This window comes from Streptomyces altiplanensis (genome assembly GCF_053591575.1).
On record NZ_JBSFUB010000009.1, the window covers coordinates 25244 to 44082 of the forward strand.

Here is an 18839-nt window from a genome sequence, read left to right on the forward strand (position 1 = left end):
CCACCCAACGGATCCTACGGGGCATGCATTCCCGAGGTGTCCGGCCCATTCCACCGTGATGTCAGCGGCGGGAATAGGCGTGCGTCAGCAGAATCTCACCCTTGGCAGGGGGAGCCGCCTCGACACAAGAGGCATCGACGACATAGACCTGCACCCGGGTGGTGTCGGTGGCGTGCGGCAGTACGACGAGGAAGGCGCTCTTGCCGTCGTACGTGCCCTTCTCCGCAGCGAGCGGCACGGTGTTGCGGCCGGTGCCGTCCTGGACGCACTGGGGCACGATCGTCTCGATCGCCCGCTTGGGGGAGTTGGACTCGATATCCATGGACGGGCCGTTCTCGGCCGTCTCGCGCTGAGACATCGGCTGCTTGGTGATCAGGTCCCGCACCCGGTCCTCGAGAGGGGTCCCGGAGAACGTGTCCTCCGACCTCTTCGTGGCGGAGACGCCGCTGCCGGCGGAGGTGTCCTTGTCATTCGATGACTGGAACGGCTGCAGCAGGAGTACGCCCATGCCGAGGGCGGCCGTGCCGAACACCGTGCCGATGACGGCATTGCGCCGACGGCGCTTGGTCCGACGGTCACGGCCGGGGCCGGTCGTCGCACGGGGGTGGCCGACGGGGCGGTCCGTGACGGTGGTTTCGACGATTCGCGGTGCGGGCGCTGTTTCACGTGAAACATGCGCGCTCTGTTCGGAGGCAGTGGAGTCCAGGAGCGCTTCGGCGGCCAGAGCGGCGTCGATGCGGCCTGCGACATCGACAGGCATGTGCAGCGGGCCGGGCAGGGTGCCGAGCAGCCTGCGGATCTCGTCCAGGGAGGCCTGTACGTCGGCGCACAGCGCGCACGCGTCCAGATGGCGGCGTACCTCTTCCGTGCGGGAAGGCGACAGGAGGCCCTCGGCGAGATCGGAGATCTCCGAGACGTCCGGGTGCTGAGTCGTGCCGGCCGTCGATGTCATGCGCGCCCACCTCCGCCCTTCACAGCAGCAGGATCACTCGGCCCTGCGTCCTTTGGCCCCGATGCCGGTGGGACGGATGCCCCGGGCGTCCGGTTCCTTCCCCCACCGAGGCGATTGCTATCCCCACCACCGGTGCGCAGATGGGTGAGAAGCGGCAGCAGCCGGGCGCGGCCGCGCGCACAGCGGCTCTTCACCGTCCCTGTCGGTACACCGAGGACGTCGGCGGCTTCCGCCACCGGGTAGCCCTGCATGTCCACGAGCACCAGGGCGGCCCGCTGCTCGGGAGGCAGGGTGGCCAGGGCCGTGATGAGTTCTCGGTGGAGGTCCTGGCGCTCCGCGGGGGCCTCGGCGGACTCGTGGGGCTCCAGGAGCTGGTCGAGGCGGTCGGCGTCCTGGACCGGTGCGGTCTTGCGGGAGGCCGCTTTGCGGGCCCGGTCGAGGCAGGCGTTGACGGTGATGCGGTGCAGCCAGGTGGTGACGGCGGACTGGCCGCGGAAAGTGTGGGCGGCGCGGTAGGCGGACACCAGGGCGTCCTGGACCGCGTCGGCGGCCTCCTCGCGGTCGCCCAGCGTGCGCAGGGCCACGGCCCACAACCGGTCGCGGTGGCGTCGTACGAGCTCACCGAAGGCGTCCGGGTCGCCTTTGACGTGGGCGGCCAGGAGGTCCTGGTCGCTTGTGGCGCTGAGCGTGACGTCGTCCAACGGTGAGCCCCCTCCCCTGCTGTACAGGTCAGCCGCTGATCCTGATCTCCGAGATTCCGCCACGGAAGGCGCTGGGTGATCCGTCGGTCGGCAGTGCCGTGATGTGGATCAGGATGTACCGGGTGCGGACCGGCTTGTCGAGCGTGGCTTCCAGCTTGTCTGTCACCGGCTCGAGTTCGGTCATCCGCTGTGGGAAATCGGAGACGGCGGACGGGGCCGAGGCGTCTTCGCCGGCGGCGAGCACTTCGACGGTCTGCCCGCTGCGGTACATGTCGATGTCGAGGCCGGACACGTCCTTGACGCTGCCGAGATCGACGACGATCCCGCTGCCGTCCTTGCGCTGCGGGAGATTGCCGAAGTTGGCGAAGCCCCGGTACTGCCCGGTGATCCAGGCGGTACTGGTTTCGCCGTCGGTGGCGTTCGGTACGTCTTCCGGCTCTATGCCGGAACCGTTCGGGGCGAACACCGTGGCGCCGGAGATCTGGAGCGGCTTCGGGTCCGGCTTCTTCCGGGGGGCCTCGTCGTCGTTCGGCTGCGAGGTCTTCGTGTCGCCGGAGTCCTTGTTGCGCTCCAGGAGTGTGTCGGCGAGCTGCCAGCTGCCGAGGCCGAGCGCGGTGATGAGCAGCGCGGCGACGCCCCACTTGAGGGCTTTCCCGGTGCGGCTCTGGAGCGGGCGGGGCGGGGCGGCGGCGATGTTCTGGGTGACGGGTGTGCCCGAGAGCGGGCCCGGCCTGCCGTAGGTGCCCTGCTGGTAGGTGGTGCGCTGGTACTCGGGCGGCGCAGTGAAGGCGGGCTCCGGCGGGCGGATGCGGGGCATCGCGGCGACGGCCTTGGCCAGCTCGTCGGGGGTGGTGCAGGGCGGTTCCTGGCGTGAGGCGGTGGCGCCGTCGTTGACCAGGGCCCGCATGGCGAGCTCCGAGAGGCCCCGGTGGATGCCGGCCCGTACCTGGTCGGGGGCGATCAGTCCGACGCCCTTGGGCAGCCCGGAGAGGCCGTAGGCGTCCCTCTCGTACGGCCAGCGCTGTGTCAGGGCGGCGTACAGCAGCGCGCCGATCGCCTCGGTGTCGGTGCGCTGCGGGCGGTCGGAGGTGATGCCGCGGAGGGCGGCGTTCACCGCGAGACCGCGGATGCGGTACTGGCCCGATGAGGTCCGCAGGATGGCGCTCGGGGTGAGCCTGAGGTGGGCGAGGCCCTCGCGGTGGGCGGCGGCCATGGCCTGGGAGATCTGGCTGACGAGCTGGTACGCCTCGTGGGCCTCCAGGGGGCCCGCTGCGAGGAGCGCCGTCAGTTCGGTGGCGTCGGGCAGCCACTCGTGGACGACGTAGACGAGGTCGTTCTCCTCCACGGCGTCCAGGACCTGCACGAACCGGGGGTCGCCGAGCAGTGCCGAGGAGCGGGCCGCGGCGAGCACGGATCTGGCCCGCGGGTGGTCCGCGGGCAGCAGGTGCACGCCCACGGCGCGGCGAAGCTTCTCGTCGACCGCGCGCCAGCTGCTGAAGCCGTCCAGGCGGGTCACGCATTCTTCGAGCCGGTAACGCCTGGCGAGCTTGTGCCCGCTGTGCAGCTCGGGTGTGGCGATGGGGGGTTCGGCGCCTTGGCGCTCGCCGTCCGCGTCGCCCTTGTTCTCGTCCGCTGGCTCCTGGGCTTTTGCCACCCCGTCGGCCGTGGCCTCGTCCGCCTTGGCGGCCAGCGGTTCATCACCGCTGGTGTCAGCCACGTCGACGGCAGCCGTGCTACGTTCCGCCACCGTCGTTCCTGCCTCCCCATCCGTTGCGCGCTGTTGAACAGCCATGCCAATTGTGCCCACAGTCCGGCGCTATGCACGACACGCGGCGGCCGGTGATGGTTGTGCGGGGCCGCCGGGCCGTCAGCGACCGAGACGTCCGCGCACCATGCCGACCATGGCGTTGAGTTCCACGATCCGCATCCTCTTCGCGGCGAGGAAGAAGACGCCGAGGAGCACGATGCCGCCCACGACCAGCGCGGCGAGCGACCCGAGGGCGTCGCTGCCCAGGACCCGCATGATGCCGAAGGCCGCTGCTCCGCCGAGGATCGCCGCCGGTACGGAGGCACCGGAGAGCCTGGCGTACGTACGCAGGACGTGTGTGCCGTCCAGGTCGCCCCCCAGCCGGTTGCGCAGGCGCCGCCAGGCCACACCGACACCGATGGCGTAGGCCAGCCCGTAGGAGGCGGCCATGCCGACCACGGCCCACTGGGCGGGCAGGACGAAGTAGCAGACGGCGGAGGCCGCGGCGTTGACCGCGGCGACGATGACGGTGTTGTAGAAGGGGGTCCGGGTGTCCTCGTACGCGTAGAAACCGCGCAGGACGACGTACTGCACGGAGTACGGGATGAGACCGAGCCCGAAGGCCATCAGAGTGAAGCCCATGGCCTGGGCGCCCTCGTGGCCGGTGGAGGCGAACAGCAGGGTGCACATGGGAACGCCCAGCGCCAGGAACGAGAAGGCGACCGGGACGATCGCGACGGCCGAGTTGCGCAGTCCCTGGGAGATGTCGTCGCGGACGGCGCCCGGGTCGTTGTCGTGCGCGGCGCGGGAGATGCGGGGCAGCAGGGCGGCCATGACGGAGACCGTGATGATGGCCTGCGGCATGCCCCAGATCAGCTGGGCGTTGGAGTAGGCGAGGATGCCCGCGCCGTCCTTGCCGGAAGCCTTGCCCGCCGCGGTCGCGAGCTGGGTGACGACGAGGACGCCGGCCTGGTTGGCGAGGACGAACAGGACGGTCCACTTGGCGAGCTTGACGGTCTTGCCGAGCCCGTGGCCCTTCCAGTCGAAGCGGGGACGGAAGCGGAAGCCGGTCTCACGCAGGTACGGGAGCATGGCCAGGGCCTGGACGGCGAGGCCGAGCAGGGTGCCGATACCCAGCAGCCTGATGCCCTCGTCCGGGATCGTCTGCACGCCCATCCGGGTCTCGGCGGAGGTGCCGTAGACCCAGATGAACAGGCCGAAGGTGACGATCATGACGATGTTGTTGAGGACGGGCGTCCACATCATCGCGCCGAACTTGCCACGAGCGTTGAGGATCTGCCCCATCACGACGTGCACGCCCATGAAGAAGATCGTGGGCAGGCAGTAGCGGGCGAAGGTGACGGCGACGCTGTTCGCCGCCTCGTCGTCGGCGATCGGCAGGGACATCAGGCGGACCAGCAGCGGCGCCGCGAAGACCGCGACGGCCACGATCACGCCGAGCGCCACCATGACGAGGGTCAGGAGGCGGTTGGCGAACGCCTCGCCGCCGTCCTCGTCGTTCTTCATCGCGCGCACCAGCTGCGGCACGAAGACCGAGTTCAGGCCGCCACCGACGGTGAGGATGTAGATCATCGTCGGCAGGGTGTACGCCACGGTGAAGGTGTCACCGAGGAAGGAAGCGCCCAGAGCCGCGGTGATCACCAGGGAACGCACGAAGCCGGTGAGGCGGGAGACCAGCGTGCCCGCGGCCATCAGCGCGCTCGACTTCAGCACGCTCGCCGCGCGGCCGGCGGGCTTCTTCGGCGGGGCGGGGGCCGGGGCCGGTTCGGGGGCGACCACGGGGGCGGGCTGCCCCGGTGCCTGCTGGTCGCGGTAGAGGTGGGCGAACGCGTCCTGCTCGGCGGGTTCCTCACCCGCCTTGGTGACCAGTTCGTCCACGCCCACGAACTCGGTGGTCGCGGCGTCGTCCCCGTACGGCAGGCGGCGCGAGAAGCCTTCCGGCTCGGGCGGCGGGGTCTGCGCCCACACGTGCGGGTCCGGCGCGTACTGCGGCACGGACGGCTGCTGGTACAGCGGCTGCGGCTCCTGGTAGGTGCCGGGCGGCGGCGGGGGGTGCGAGGCGCGGTCGTAGAGCGCCTCCGTCACCGGGTCCTGCGCGGTGAGGTCCTGGGAGCGGTACGGGTCGTAGCTGTAGGCGTCCTGGACGTACGGGTCCGGGGCGGCATAGGGCTCCTGGCCGGACTCGGGATGCCGGGCGGACTCGGGATGCTGCGGCGACGGCACATGGCCTGCTGCCGAGGGCTCCGGGGGCGCACCCCGGAAGGGCGTGGTGCCACCCGCGCCCTGTCCACGGTCACCGTCGTACGGCGCGTTCACTGGTGCTCCCCTCGAGCTTCCTGTTCCGGCGAGCTGTGCCCCGCTGGCCGACCATGCTGATCCTGTGGGCCGGCCGGAGATCCGGGGACTCTCTCCCGGGAAGACGCTGCATTGCAACCCCACCTCATCGTCCCCGGCCGCCCGGTCACGGTGTTGCTCAACGGTCCACTTTCTCACCCGTGCCCGACGGGTTGCTGCTTTCGGGACCGGTGTCCGGTGTCGGGTCACTCGGCTGCTCGGAGTCGTCGCCCTCGCCGTCGCCCCCGTCGGCGGCCTCACGGGCCGCCGCGCGCTTGCGCTGGGTGTACATCCTGATGCCGGCGAGAACCAGCAGCAGCACACCTCCGGCGATGACAAGCATCACGGTCGGGGTGAACTCGTTGACGTCGACCGTGAACACCATGCTGCGGCCGTACGGCGTGCCGTCCTCGGTGTAGAGCTGGGCGATCACCGGGACCGGGCCGTTGGCGTTGGCGGTGGCGGTGAACTTCACCGACTGGCTGTGGCCGCCCGCGACCTTCACCGGCTGCTCGGCGACGGTCTGCCCGCCGTCCATGTTGAGCCGGGTGGGCTTGGTCGACGTGAGCCGCAGCACCAGGTGCTCGACTCCCTGCACCAGCTTGTTCTGAACGGTCACCGGCACCGTCGCGCTGCGCCCCGACAGGGTCGCGTCGGACTTCTGGATGAGCTGCACTTCGTCGGTGAGGCTCGCCAGGTAGCTCTGCACCCCGGTGCGGTACGTCTGGGCCTTCGGCCCGTTCCCGCGCCAGGACGTCGACATCGCGCGGTTGATCGCGTTGCCGAAGGGGGTGACCACCCGGTCGGGAGCGGTGAGGATCACCTTGAAGTTGTCCAGCTTGGCCTGCGTGGCCTTGATGTCCTGGAACGCCTTGGCCGCGAGCTCCTGCTTGCTCAGCGACCGGGGATACGAGGAAGGGCCGGGTACGTCGGTCGTGGCACGGGCGTCGGGCTTGGCCTTCGACGCAGCCTCCAGGTCCAGCGGCTGAGACCAGCGCTGGGCGTCGAGGCTGTGCAGGGCGCGCGCCATCGACTGCGCCTGGCTCGCGGACGGCAGCCGCTGCGGGGCGACCACGACGCTGCGTTGCTTCTCCTCGTCCTGGAGCGTCACCGCCAGGGTCTGGGCGAGGAACTTCTGTATGGCGAGGGTGGAGTCGCCGGCCTTCGACATGTCGCCCTCGAAGGCGGTGGAGAGCCGGGCGTCGGCGACCACCGCGGTGGTGCCGCCGCCGATCGGCCGAGCCGCGGTGGGCGTGTACGGCAGGCCGCTCGTCTCCTGGAGGCTGTCGCTGCGGGCGATCACGTTGTGTGCGCCGGCCGAAGTGGCGACATCGACGACCGACGGGTCGACGGCGCCGTTCACCGGCCAGGAGAAGTCGGTGGAAGGCTCCGTGTGGAGGATCGACTTCACGGTGGTGGCGGCGACATCGGTCGCGCGCCGCAGATGGCTGAGAGAGCCGGGCACGTCCTTGCCGCGGTGCGCCAGCGAGGCCAGGTCGGGGTCGGCGAACGGCAGGGCGACGACCTTTTTGCCCTCCACCGCCTTCTGGAGATCGCTCAGCCACCGGTTGGCGACGGCCTGGTTCTTGCCGGCGACGGTTGTTTCACCGTCGTCGGACTTGACGTCGTAGCTCTCGGTCATCGCGTTGACCGTGGCGAGCAGGTCCGGGTCGATGACCCAGGTCACCGGCAGTTCCTTGCCGAGCGAGACGAGCTGCTCCAGCCGCCCGCCCGGGGCGAGCTCCGCACCGAGGTCGTCGTTCTCGAAGACCGGGGTCTGCTGCTCGTCCGAACCTGTCTCGGCGGTGAGATGCGTCGAGGAGATCAGCGGCCAGAGATAGGTGAGCTGGGTCTTCTTCTCCGTGGCTTCGGGCTGCCAGGGGAGGAAGGTCCGCTGGACGCCCAGGGTCTGCTCGTACGGCCGGCTCGGGGTCTGTCCCGACAGGGACACCCCGAGCCGGTAGACGCCCTGATCATCGAGGTCCAGTTTGTCGACCGGCACGGTGATGCTGAAGCTCTCGCTGATGCCGACGGGGAGGGTCGCGAACTTCTTGGTGAATTTCCCGCCGAGCTCCGCGCGGTCGCGGACGTTCGCATCCCGGCTGTGCCGGTCCGCGGTATCGATCGCCGTTCTGCCGGACAGGCGCGGTCCCACGCTCAGTCCGACATGCGCGTCGGTGACGGCTTCCTTGCCCCTGTTGGTGACCGTGCCGGAAACGGTGATCTCCTCGCCCTCCACCGGGGCGCCGGGGGTCAGCGCGTCGAGGGACACATCGACCGTGTGCGAGCCGGTGGCCTTCTCGGCGGCCTGCGCGGGCGCGGCGGCCGGGAGGTACAGAAGGCCCGCCACCAGCGGGGCGCCGGCGAGCAGTCCTGCCGTGCGCCGCAGCCACCGGCGGGCAGGTGAGGGAATCATCCCCTGAAAGTCTGCCGCCTTGGCCACGCTCTCGCCCGTCCCTCGTCATCGTCTGCTGCCGGTGTTGGTTGTCGGTTCCTGCGTCCACGCATGGTAACGAGGTGTGCTGTGGCAAAGTGCTGCCGAGTGCTCCACGCGATCGGAAGGCTCCTCGGGGCGGCGGTAAACAGGGACGCTCCGGCCGGCCGGGGCACGTACCCTTTTCTGTTGTGCCGAACGCCAACGAAGACAATCCCAGTGCCCTGAATCAGGTGCAGCGCCGCGCGGTCAGCGAACTGCTGCGGGTCTCTCCTGTCGCCGACGATCTCGCGCGCCGTTTCCAGGAGGCGGGCTTCACCCTCGCGCTCGTCGGCGGATCGGTCAGGGACGCGTTGCTCGGCCGCCTCGGCAACGACCTGGACTTCACGACCGATGCCCGCCCCGAGGCCGTACTGAAGATCGTCCGCCCGTGGGCGGACTCGGTGTGGGAGGTCGGGATCGCCTTCGGCACGGTGGGGTGCCAGAAGGCGGGCTACCAGATCGAAGTCACGACGTACCGCTCCGAGGCGTACGACAGGACCTCCCGCAAGCCGGAGGTGTCCTACGGCGACTCCATCGAGCAGGATCTCGTACGCCGCGACTTCACCGTGAACGCGATGGCCGTCGCGCTTCCGGAGAAGGAGTTCATCGACCCGCACGGCGGCCTCGACGACCTCGCGGCCCGCGTGCTGCGCACTCCCGGGACCCCCGAGGAGTCGTTCTCCGACGACCCGCTGCGCATGATGCGCGCCGCGCGGTTCGCCGCCCAGCTCGACTTCGAGGTGGCCCCCGAGGTCGTCGCTGCGATGAAGGCGATGTCCGAGCGCATTGAGATCGTCTCGGCGGAGCGGGTGCGGGACGAGCTCAACAAGCTGATCCTCTCCACGAACCCGCGCAAGGGCCTGAGGCTGCTCGTCGACAGCGGTCTCGCCGGGCACGTGCTGCCCGAGCTGCCGGCACTGCGCCTGGAGAGTGATGAGCATCACAGGCACAAGGACGTCTACGAGCACTCGCTGACCGTTCTGGAGCAGGCCATGGACCTGGAGCAGGACGGGCCCGACCTGGTGCTGCGGCTCGCTGCTCTGCTGCACGACATCGGGAAGCCGCGGACGCGGCGCTTCGAGCAGGACGGCCGGGTCTCCTTCCATCACCACGAGGTGGTGGGCGCGAAGATGACCAAGAAGCGCATGACCGCCCTGAAGTACTCCAACGACATGATCAAGGACGTCTCGACGCTGGTGGAGCTCCACCTGCGCTTCCACGGGTACGGCACCGGCGAGTGGACCGACTCCGCGGTGCGCCGGTACGTACGGGATGCGGGCCCGCAGCTGGAGCGGCTGCACAAGCTGACCCGCTCGGACTGCACCACGCGCAACAAGCGCAAGGCGAGCGCGCTGTCGCGGGCGTACGACGGGCTCGAGGAGCGCATCGCTCAGCTTCAGGAGCAGGAGGAGCTGGACTCCATCAGGCCGGATCTGGACGGCAACCAGATCATGGAGGTTCTTGGTGCCGGCCCTGGCCCGGAGATCGGCAAGGCGTACAAGTTCCTGCTGGAGCTGCGGCTGGAGAACGGACCGATGGGCCACGACGCGGCGGTCGCGGCGCTCAAGGAGTGGTGGGCGACGCAGAGCTGAGGTCATGTTTCACGTGAAACATGACGGCGGGTGAATGCGGCGAGGGGCGGTGTTTCACGTGAAACACCGCCCCTCGCGTGTCCGCTGCTCCCGCTACAGGGCGCCCTCGGCCCGGTTCCAGCGGAACATGGCCGCGGCAACCGCCGCATAGAGGAGGGCGACCGCGACCACCAGGGCGGCCGAGCGGCCGTCAGCAGGCAGCACCATCGCGGCTGTGGCCGCGGCGCCCACGAACGCGACGTTGAACAGCACGTCATAGACCGAGAAGATCCGTCCGCGAAAGGCGTCGTCGACCGACGACTGCACCACCGTGTCCGTGGCGATCTTCACGCCCTGTGTCGTGAGGCCGAGCACGAAGGCGGCGGTCATCATCGGGACGGGCGCGAAGGGCAGGGCGAGGGCCGGCTCCAGCACGGCGGCCGTCCCCGCGCACATGACCGTCCACCCGTACGGCCCGAACCGCCCCGCCCCCCACGGTGTCAGTACCGCGGCCGTGAAGAACCCCGCCCCCGAGATCCCGACGGCGATGCCGAGCAGCGCCAGTCCCTCGGACCCGTCCCCCGGCCCGTCGGCCCAGGCGTACCGGCACAGCATCAGCACCATGATCGTCAGTGCGCCGTAGCAGAAGCGCATCAGCGTCATCGCGGCCAGCGCGCGTGCCGCGGCCCGGCGCTCCGACAGGTGCCGCAGGCCGTCGGCGAGACCCCGCGCGGTGGAAGCCAGTGCGGCGCCCAGTCGCGGCTGCACCTGCTCGGGGTCGGGGCCGAGCAGCTCGCGGCTCATGCGCAACGACGACAGGGCGGCACAGAGATAGAGGGCCGCTCCCAGGAGCACCACCGCCGCATCGGAGTCCGGCCCCACCAGCCGTACGGCGAACGCGAGACCGCCGCCCGCGGTGGCGGCGAGCGTCCCGGCGGTCGGAGAGAGCGAGTTGGCCACGACGAGCCGGTCGGTGTCGACGACGCGCGGCAGTGCGGCCGAGAGCCCGGACAGGACGAAGCGGTTGACGGCGGTGACGGAGAGGGCCGAGGCGTAGAAGAGCCAGTCGGGCACGGACGCGAGGATCAGCAGCGCCGTGCCGCAGGCGAGCACGGCCCGCAGCAGGTTCCCGTACAGGAAGACCTGGCGGCGCTGCCAGCGGTCGAGCAGTACGCCCGCGAAGGGGCCGACCATCGAGTAGGGGAGCAGCAGGACGGCCATCGCCGAGGCGATCGCGCCGGGCGAGGCCTGTTTCTCCGGGGAGAAGACGACGTACGCGGCGAGCGCGACCTGGTACACGCCGTCCGCGCACTGGGAGAGCAGCCGGACCGCCAGCAGGCGGCGGAAGTCGGCCAGGCGCAGGAGTACGCGCAGATCACGTACGACGGACATGCGAGCAAGCGTCACACACGTCGAGGGTCCCCGGGCGGAATTGCCCGGGGACCCTCGACGATCGGCCTGCGGCGGAGCTTCGGACGCGGCAGGCGCGCCAGGCGGAGCTCTAGCGCTCGACCTCGCCCTTGATGAAGCTCTCGACGGCGCGGTGGGCCTCGTCGTCGAAGTACTGAACCGGCGGGGACTTCATGAAGTACGAGGACGCGGAGAGGATCGGGCCGCCGATGCCGCGGTCCTTGGCGATCTTCGCGGCACGCACGGCGTCGATGATGACACCCGCGGAGTTCGGGGAGTCCCAGACCTCGAGCTTGTACTCCAGGTTCAGCGGAACGTCACCGAAGGCGCGGCCCTCGAGGCGTACGTACGCCCACTTGCGGTCGTCCAGCCAGGCCACGTAGTCCGACGGGCCGATGTGGACGTTGTCCGCACCGAGGTCGCGGTCGGGGATCTGCGAGGTGACGGCCTGCGTCTTCGAGATCTTCTTGGACTCCAGGCGCTCGCGCTCGAGCATGTTCTTGAAGTCCATGTTGCCGCCGACGTTCAGCTGCATCGTGCGGTCCAGGACGACGCCCCGGTCCTCGAACAGCTTCGCCATGACGCGGTGCGTGATGGTGGCGCCGACCTGCGACTTGATGTCGTCGCCGACGATCGGGACGCCCGCCTCGGTGAACTTGTCCGCCCACTCCTTGGTGCCGGCGATGAAGACCGGGAGAGCGTTGACGAAGGCGACCTTGGCGTCGATGGCGCACTGCGCGTAGAACTTCGCAGCGGCCTCGGAACCGACGGGCAGGTAGCAGACGAGGACGTCGGCCTGCGTGTCCTTGAGGACCTGGACGACGTCGACCGGCGCCTCGGCGGACTCTTCGATGGTCTGGCGGTAGTACTTGCCCAGGCCGTCGAGGGTGTGACCGCGCTGCACGGTGACGCCGGAGTTCGGAACGTCACAGATCTTGATGGTGTTGTTCTCGCTGGCGCCGATGGCGTCCGCGAGGTCGAGGCCGACCTTCTTCGCGTCGACGTCGAAGGCGGCGACGAACTCGATGTCCTTCACGTGGTAGTCGCCGAACTGCACGTGCATGAGACCCGGCACCTTGCCCGCCGGGTCGGCGTCCTTGTAGTACTCGACGCCCTGCACCAGCGAGGCGGCGCAGTTGCCCACGCCGACGATGGCTACGCGAACCGAACCCATTGGCGGTTGCTCCCTGTGTTCTCGACGAAGCCCTGCGGATGTGCAGGGCTTCACTTTGCGGTGTCGTCGGACGGATCCGGCCCGGTGTCGTCCCGGTGCGGGAGCAGGCCGTCCGTCTTCTCTTCAGATGTGATGTCGTGACGAGCCGGGCTTTCGGGGTCGGATCGTCGCTGATCCCTCCCCGCCCGCTCGCTCTCGATGAGCTCGTTCAGCCAGCGCACTTCGCGCTCCACGGACTCCATGCCGTGACGTTGCAGCTCAAGCGTGTAGTCGTCGAGCCGCTCACGGGTGCGGGCCAGGGAGGCGCGCATCTTCTCGAGACGCTCCTCCAGCCGGCTCCTGCGGCCCTCGAGGACCCGCATCCGCACTTCGCGCTCCGTCTGCCCGAAGAAGGCGAAACGAGCGGCGAAGTGCTCGTCCTCCCAGGAGTCCGGGCCCGTGTGGGAGAGCAACTCCTCGAAGTGCTCCTTACCTTCGGCCGTCAACCGGTAGACGATCTTGGCCCGGCGTCCCGCGAGGGAAGCGGCGAGCGCGTCCTCCGGAGCACTGCCGGCCTCTTCGATCAACCAGCCGTTCGCCACGAGCGTCTTGAGGCAGGGGTAGAGCGTTCCGTAGCTGAAAGCGCGGAAGATCCCCAGCGAGGTGTTGAGGCGCTTGCGCAGCTCGTAACCGTGCATCGGGGACTCGCGCAGCAGACCGAGCACGGCGAATTCGAGGATGCCTGAGCGCCTGCTCATCCTTCGCCTCCTCAGTCGCCGTCGGTCTTTATGCCGAGCTGATGTATCGACTCGATACATCCAGACGATAGAGCGGGAGCTTCGATGCGACAAGGGGAGCCATGGTGAACGGCGTCACATCACCATTTCGATGCGCGTAACTTGCCTGTTTTGAGGCGAACCTCGGCGCTGGGCGGGTTTTGACGGTGCGTAGTCTGTGCGGCATGCAGACCACCGGGAACCAAGTGACGCCAGGGAGCGTCCTCGTCCTGGATGTACATGAGGCCGTACGGATGAGCCCCACCCCGGGCTGTTCCGTACTTCGGGGGGACCGGAACTCACCTGCCGCTTCCAGGCGCTCTCGCCTGCCCGAGGAGTAGTCGTTCGATGAGCGAGCACCGTCGCAAACCGTCGCAGCCGCAGGACGGCGGACGCGCCGCGGCCCGGCGAGCCGCCCAGCAGCCATCAGGCCGCCGCGCGGCACCCACGCGGGACACCCACGCCAGTACCACCGAGTCGCCCTCCGGTCCGTACGGAGACGAGCGGCCGCCGGGGGGCAGGGCCGAAGCCCGCCGTGCCGCCCAGCGCGGCGCGGCCGGCGGCTCACGCCGGCGCGGCGCCGAGGCCGGCGGCCGTGGCGGCGCCGGGCAGGGGCGCGGAGGACCGCCGGCCAAGAAGCGGTTCATCGACTACCCGCGCTCGGACAGGTACGGGTGGCGGCGGTTCGTACCGTCCTGGAAGCTGATCGGCGGCACCTGCCTCGGCTTCTTCGCGATCCTGGTCGCGGGGATGGGTGTGGCCTTCGCCTGGGTCGATACGCCCGACCCGCAGAAGATGGCCCAGGCGCAGAACAACGTCTTCTACTGGTCCGACAAGTCGCAGCTCGCCGCGACCGGCGGTGAGCGCAACCGCCAGAACGTCCCCATCGGGCAGATCTCGAAGTCCATGCAGGACGCGGTGATCGCGGCGGAGAACGCCTCCTTCTACGACGACTGGGGCGTCGACCCCATGGGCATCGGCCGGGCCGTGTTCAACATGGCCACGGGCGGGGAGACCCAGGGCGGCTCGACCATCACCCAGCAGTACGTGAAGAACAACTACCTGGACCAGGAACAGACGCTTAAGCGCAAGTTCACCGAGCTGATCATCTCGCTCAAGGTCGGTGTGCAGGAGGACAAGAGGAAGACCCTCGCCGGCTATCTGAACACCGCGTACTACGGCCGTAGCGCCTACGGAATCCAGGCCGCGTCCCAGGCGTACTTCGGCACGGACAGCAAGGACCTGAAGCCGGACCAGAGCGCGTTCCTCGCCCAGGTCCTCAAGGGCCCGAACCTCTACAACCCCGACGGCGGCATCGGCACCAACGCCACCCCCGAGGCCAACACCGAGCGTGCCAAGGAGCGCTGGGAGTGGATCCTCGACCGTCAGGTGGAGGTGGGCCTGATGACGAAGGAGGAGCGGGCGAAGTACACGACGTTCCCCGAGCTCGAGGACTCCGCGGAGGCCACCGGCCTCACCGGCCAGAAGGGCTACCTGGTCGAGACCGCCAAGAAGTACGTGATGAAGCAGGCCGGTCTCGGGGTCGAGGACCTGGAACGCGGCGGCTATCGCATCTACACGACCTTCGACAAGAAGAAGGTCAAGGCGATGGAGAAGGCGGTCGACAAGACCCGCAAGGAGTTCCTGGACATCAAGGAGCGTCCGGAGAAGGACAAGTTCGTCCAGTTCGGCTCTGCCTCGGTGGACGTGAAGACCGGCGCGATCGTCGCCCTCTACGGCGGTGAGGGCTGGGACAAGAAGCACTTCACCAACAACGCCGACACCTCCGGCGTCCCCGTCGGTTCGACGTGGAAGCCGTATGTTCTCGCCGCGGCGATGGAGTACGGCACCCAGAACACCGCCGAAGGCGAAGGACTCTCGCCGGACAGCAAGTACAACGGCAACGACCTCACCGTCATCAAGAACCGCGACGGCGATCCCCTGATGAACAACAAGGGGCAGCCGTTCAGGCAGAAGAACGAGAGCCCCACGCCGTACGGCTACGTCACGCTCACCGAGGCGATGGAGAAGTCCATCAACACGCCCTTCGCCCAGCTCGGCCTCGACGTCGGCCTGGACAGGGTGCGCAAGATCGCGAAGGACACCGGCATCCTCGAAGACTCGATGGATCCGAACAACAACGCCTCGTTCTCCCTGGGTACGTCCACCCCGAGCGCCATTCGCATGGCCGACTCGTACGCGACGTTCGCCGCCTCGGGCAAGCACCACGAGCCCTACTCCGTCGTGAGCGTCGTCCGCAACGGCCAGGAACTGGCCGGCTTCGAGGCGCCCAAGAGCCAGCAGAACCTGGACAGTGACGTCGCGGACAACGTCACCGAGGTCCTCGAGAACGTCGTCCAGAACGGCACCGGAACCAAGGCCAAGGAGCTGGGCCGCCCGGCCGCGGGCAAGACCGGCACCACCGACAAGAACAAGTCGGCCTGGTTCGTCGGCTACACCCCGCAGCTGTCGACCGCGGTCACCCTCTTCCGCACGGACCCCGAGTCCCGCAAGCTGCTCTCCATGAACGGCACCGGCGGTGTGCCGTCCATCCACGGCGGTGACATCCCCACCGAGGTGTGGACGAACTACATGAAGGAAGCGCTCGAGGGCGAAGACGTGAAGGACTTCCCCGAGGCCGGCCCGATCGGTGAGAAGGCCGACTCGGTCGGTGCGCCGAGTCCGACGCCGACTCCCACGCCGTCCCAGACGCCTTCCGAGACACCGTCCCAGACGCCCTCCGCGACCCCCTCCGAAACGGAAACGGTCAAGCCGTCCGAGTCCGTCACTCCCTCCAGTGACGAGACCTGCTCACCGTTCGACTGGGCCTGCGACGACGGTGACAGCAAGGGCGGCGAGAACAACGGCGGCAACACCAACGGTGGCACGGACGCAGGCGGTACCGACACGGGCGGTACGGACGTGGGCGGTACCGACACGGGCGGTACGGACGCAGGCGGCACCGACACGGGCGGAACCACCGACGGCTCGACCACCGGCGGCAGTACCGACGGCAACAACGGGAACGGCAACGGCAACAACAGCAACGGTGGCCTGTTCGGAGGAGGCGACGGCTGACGCCACGCGCCACCCCCACCACCCCTGACGAGGGCCGTCGCACCCGGTGCGGCGGCCCTCGCCGCATGCACAGCCCCGTACGGCAGGATGACCCCCATGACGAGCGTGCACGAGGACCGGCCCGTAGTACGGCCCACGCAGCAGGACGAAGTCGCCGCGGCGGGCAGCGAGCTGATCGGCGGGCCCGCCGGCCGGTGGGCCGGGCTCGGCGCCGGCCGCCTCACGCCGGTCCGCGTCGTCGCCCTGGTCGCGATCGGCATGTTCGCGCTCGGCATGGTGCAGAAGATCCCCTGCTACGAGTGGGCATGGTTTCGCGGCACCAGCTCGCAGTACACGCACGCCTGCTACTCCGACATCCCCCACCTGTATCTGGGGCGGGGCTTCGCCGACGGCCTCGTACCGTACTTCGACCGCTTGCCCGGCGACATGCAGTTCCTCGAGTACCCCGTCCTGACGGGACTCTTCATGCAGGTCGCGGCCTGGCTGACCATGCCCTTCGACGGCTCCGTGCAGGAACGCGAACAGGCCTACTGGATGGTCAACGCGGGCATGCTGATGATCTGCGCCGCGGTCATCGCCGTCTGCGTCGCCCGTACGCACCGACGGCGCCCCTGGGACGCGCTGCTCGTCGCTCTCGCTCCGGCCCTCGCCCTCACCGCCACCATCAACTGGGACCTGCTCGCCGTCGCCCTCACCGCCGCCGCGATGCTCATGTGGTCCCGGGGACGTTCGCTGGCCTTCGGCATCCTCATCGGGCTCGCCACCGCCGCGAAGCTCTATCCCGTACTCCTCCTCGGACCGCTCCTCGTACTGTGCTGGAGGGCGGGCAGGTACCGCGAGTACGGGGCCGCGCTGCTCGGCGCGGCAGGGGCCTGGCTCCTGGTGAACCTGCCCGTCATGCTCTTCGCCCCCGAAGGGTGGAAGAAGTTCTACACCTTCAGCCAGGAACGGTCCGTCGACTTCGGGTCCTTCTGGCTGATCATCACGCAGCGCACCGGAAAGCCGCTCGACGTCGAAGCCGTCAACACGTACGCGACACTGCTGATGATCCTGCTGTGCGCGGGCATCGCGGCCCTGACCCTGACGGCACCCCGCCGGCCGCGCTTCGCCCAGCTGGCCTTCCTGGTCGTCGCCGCGTTCATCCTCACCAACAAGGTCTACTCGCCGCAGTACGTCCTGTGGCTCATCCCCCTCGCCGCCCTGGCCCGGCCGCGCTGGCGCGACTTCCTGATCTGGCAGTCCGGCGAGGTCATGTACTACCTCGGGATCTGGATGTACCTCGCGTACACCACCAGTGGCGACAAGCAGCGCGGGCTGCCCCCCGAGGGCTACCAGCTCGCCATCGCGCTGCACCTGCTGGCCACGCTCTACCTGTGCGCCGTCGTCGTACGCGACATCCTCATGCCGGGCCGGGACCCCGTGCGGCGCGACGGAACGGACGACCCCTCGGGCGGTGTCCTCGACGGCGCCCAGGACACGTTCGTCCTGGGCCGGGCGGCGCACCCGCCGCGGCGTGCCGCGCAGCACTCCGAGGGGCCCCGGGCGGAATGGGGCACCACCGCGTCCGGCGGCTGACGCCGCGGGCCGTCAGCGGTCGACGAGACGGTCGAACTGCGTGGTCGTGTGCCGCAGGTGGGCCACCAGCTCGTCGCCGACCTTCGGCTCCTGGGCGTCCGCGGGGACGAACAGGATCGACACCTGCATGTGCGGCGGCTCGGCGAACCAGCGCTGCTTGCCCGCCCACACGAACGGCGCGAGATTGCGGTTCACCGTGGCGAGCCCGGCCCGCGCCACACCCTTCGCACGCGGCATCACCCCGTGCAGCGCCTTCGGCGCCTCCAGCCCGACCCCGTGCGACGTACCACCGGCCACCACCACCAGCCAGCCGTCCGAGGCCACCTTCTGCTGGCGGTAACCGAACCGGTCGCCCTTGGACACCCGGGTCACATCCAGCACCGCTCCCCGGTACTGCGTCGCCTCGTGGTCGCCCAGCCACAGCCGGGTACCGATGCGCGCGCGGAAACGGGTCTGCGGGAACTGCTGCTGCAGCCGCGCCAGCTCCTCGGCCTTCAAGTGGCTGACGAACATCGTGTGCAGCGGAAGCCGGGCCGCCCGCAGCCGGTCCATCCAGCCGATGACCTCCTCGACCGCGTCCGAACCGTCCATGCGGTCCAGCGGGAGGTGCAGGGCGAAGCCCTCCAGGCGTACGTCCTCGATGGCCGCGTGGAGCTGCCCGAGCTCCTCCTCCTTCACCCCGTGACGCTTCATCGAGCTCATGCACTCGATGACGACACGGGCGCCGACCAGGGCGTGCACCCCGTCGACGGACGACACCGAGCGGATCACCCGGTCCGGCAGCGGAACGGGTTCCTCGCCACGCCGGAACGGTGTCAGGACGAGCAGGTCACCACCGAACCAGTCCTTGATGCGGGCCGCTTCGTAGGTGGTGCCGACGGCGAGGATGTCCGAGCCGAAGCGGGTCACCTCGTCCGCGAGCCGCTCATGGCCGAAGCCGTAACCGTTGCCCTTGCAGACCGGCACGATTCCCGGGAACTGGTCGAGCACGGACTTCTGGTGCGCCCGCCAGCGCGCGGTGTCGACATAGAGGGTGAGCGCCATG

The 18839-nt window shown here is 69.4% G+C and carries 12 protein-coding genes; 3 read left to right on the forward strand and 9 right to left on the reverse strand.

The features are described from left to right. Nucleotides 1-61: 61 nt before the first annotated feature. From ACWD0Y_RS06410 to ACWD0Y_RS06430, 5 genes are all read right to left on the reverse strand, one after another. Nucleotides 62-952: an anti-sigma factor family protein gene (locus ACWD0Y_RS06410; RefSeq protein WP_450259296.1), complete on the reverse strand. Its 891-nt coding sequence runs from the start codon at nt 950-952 to the stop codon at nt 62-64. Continuing rightward, nucleotides 949-1653, reverse strand: a complete 705-nt coding sequence (sigM, locus tag ACWD0Y_RS06415; RefSeq protein WP_450259297.1) for an RNA polymerase sigma factor SigM — start codon at nt 1651-1653, stop codon at nt 949-951. The genes ACWD0Y_RS06410 and sigM overlap by 4 nt, the downstream gene beginning before the upstream one ends. 28 nt (nt 1654-1681) lie before the next feature. Then, on the reverse strand, nt 1682-3400 hold the full coding sequence (locus tag ACWD0Y_RS06420; protein WP_450259298.1) for a serine/threonine protein kinase: 1719 nt from the start codon (nt 3398-3400) through the stop codon (nt 1682-1684). A 120-nt stretch (nt 3401-3520) separates the two neighbouring features. Beyond that, a complete protein-coding gene (gene murJ, locus ACWD0Y_RS06425) occupies nt 3521-5737 on the reverse strand; it encodes a murein biosynthesis integral membrane protein MurJ (RefSeq protein WP_450259299.1) in 2217 nt (738 codons plus the stop codon). Nucleotides 5738-5894: 157 nt separating this feature from the next. After that, nucleotides 5895-8198, reverse strand: a complete 2304-nt coding sequence (locus ACWD0Y_RS06430; RefSeq protein WP_450259300.1) for a DUF6049 family protein — start codon at nt 8196-8198, stop codon at nt 5895-5897. Nucleotides 8199-8380: 182 nt separating this feature from the next. On the opposite strand from ACWD0Y_RS06430, the gene ACWD0Y_RS06435 reads away from it, so the two are divergent. Beyond that, nucleotides 8381-9823: a CCA tRNA nucleotidyltransferase gene (locus tag ACWD0Y_RS06435; RefSeq protein WP_450259301.1), complete on the forward strand. Its 1443-nt coding sequence runs from the start codon at nt 8381-8383 to the stop codon at nt 9821-9823. Nucleotides 9824-9916: 93 nt separating this feature from the next. Here ACWD0Y_RS06435 and ACWD0Y_RS06440 read toward each other — a convergent pair whose 3' ends face one another. The 3 genes from ACWD0Y_RS06440 to ACWD0Y_RS06450 form a co-directional block, all read right to left on the reverse strand. Then, nucleotides 9917-11194: an MFS transporter gene (locus ACWD0Y_RS06440; RefSeq protein ID WP_450259302.1), complete on the reverse strand. Its 1278-nt coding sequence runs from the start codon at nt 11192-11194 to the stop codon at nt 9917-9919. Nucleotides 11195-11303: 109 nt separating this feature from the next. Then, nucleotides 11304-12386 (reverse strand): inositol-3-phosphate synthase, encoded by a 1083-nt coding sequence (locus ACWD0Y_RS06445; RefSeq protein WP_450259303.1) that lies wholly within the window; start codon nt 12384-12386, stop codon nt 11304-11306. 50 nt (nt 12387-12436) lie between these two features. Beyond that, complete coding sequence (locus ACWD0Y_RS06450) at nt 12437-13123, reverse strand: helix-turn-helix transcriptional regulator (protein ID WP_450259304.1); 687 nt, start codon at nt 13121-13123, stop codon at nt 12437-12439. A gap of 366 nt (nt 13124-13489) precedes the next feature. On the opposite strand from ACWD0Y_RS06450, the gene ACWD0Y_RS06455 reads away from it, so the two are divergent. Next, entirely contained in the window at nt 13490-16219 is a 2730-nt protein-coding gene (locus ACWD0Y_RS06455; protein ID WP_450259305.1) for a transglycosylase domain-containing protein, read from the forward strand. An 87-nt stretch (nt 16220-16306) separates the two neighbouring features. Further along, the gene (locus ACWD0Y_RS06460; RefSeq protein WP_450259306.1) at nt 16307-17794 is read left to right on the forward strand and encodes a glycosyltransferase family 87 protein; all 1488 of its coding nucleotides are present in this window, start codon (nt 16307-16309) and stop codon (nt 17792-17794) included. Nucleotides 17795-17806: 12 nt separating this feature from the next. Here ACWD0Y_RS06460 and ACWD0Y_RS06465 read toward each other — a convergent pair whose 3' ends face one another. Further along, nucleotides 17807-18838, reverse strand: coding sequence for an alanine racemase (locus tag ACWD0Y_RS06465; protein WP_450259307.1), 1032 nt, complete (start codon nt 18836-18838; stop codon nt 17807-17809). Nucleotide 18839 lies beyond the last annotated feature (1 nt).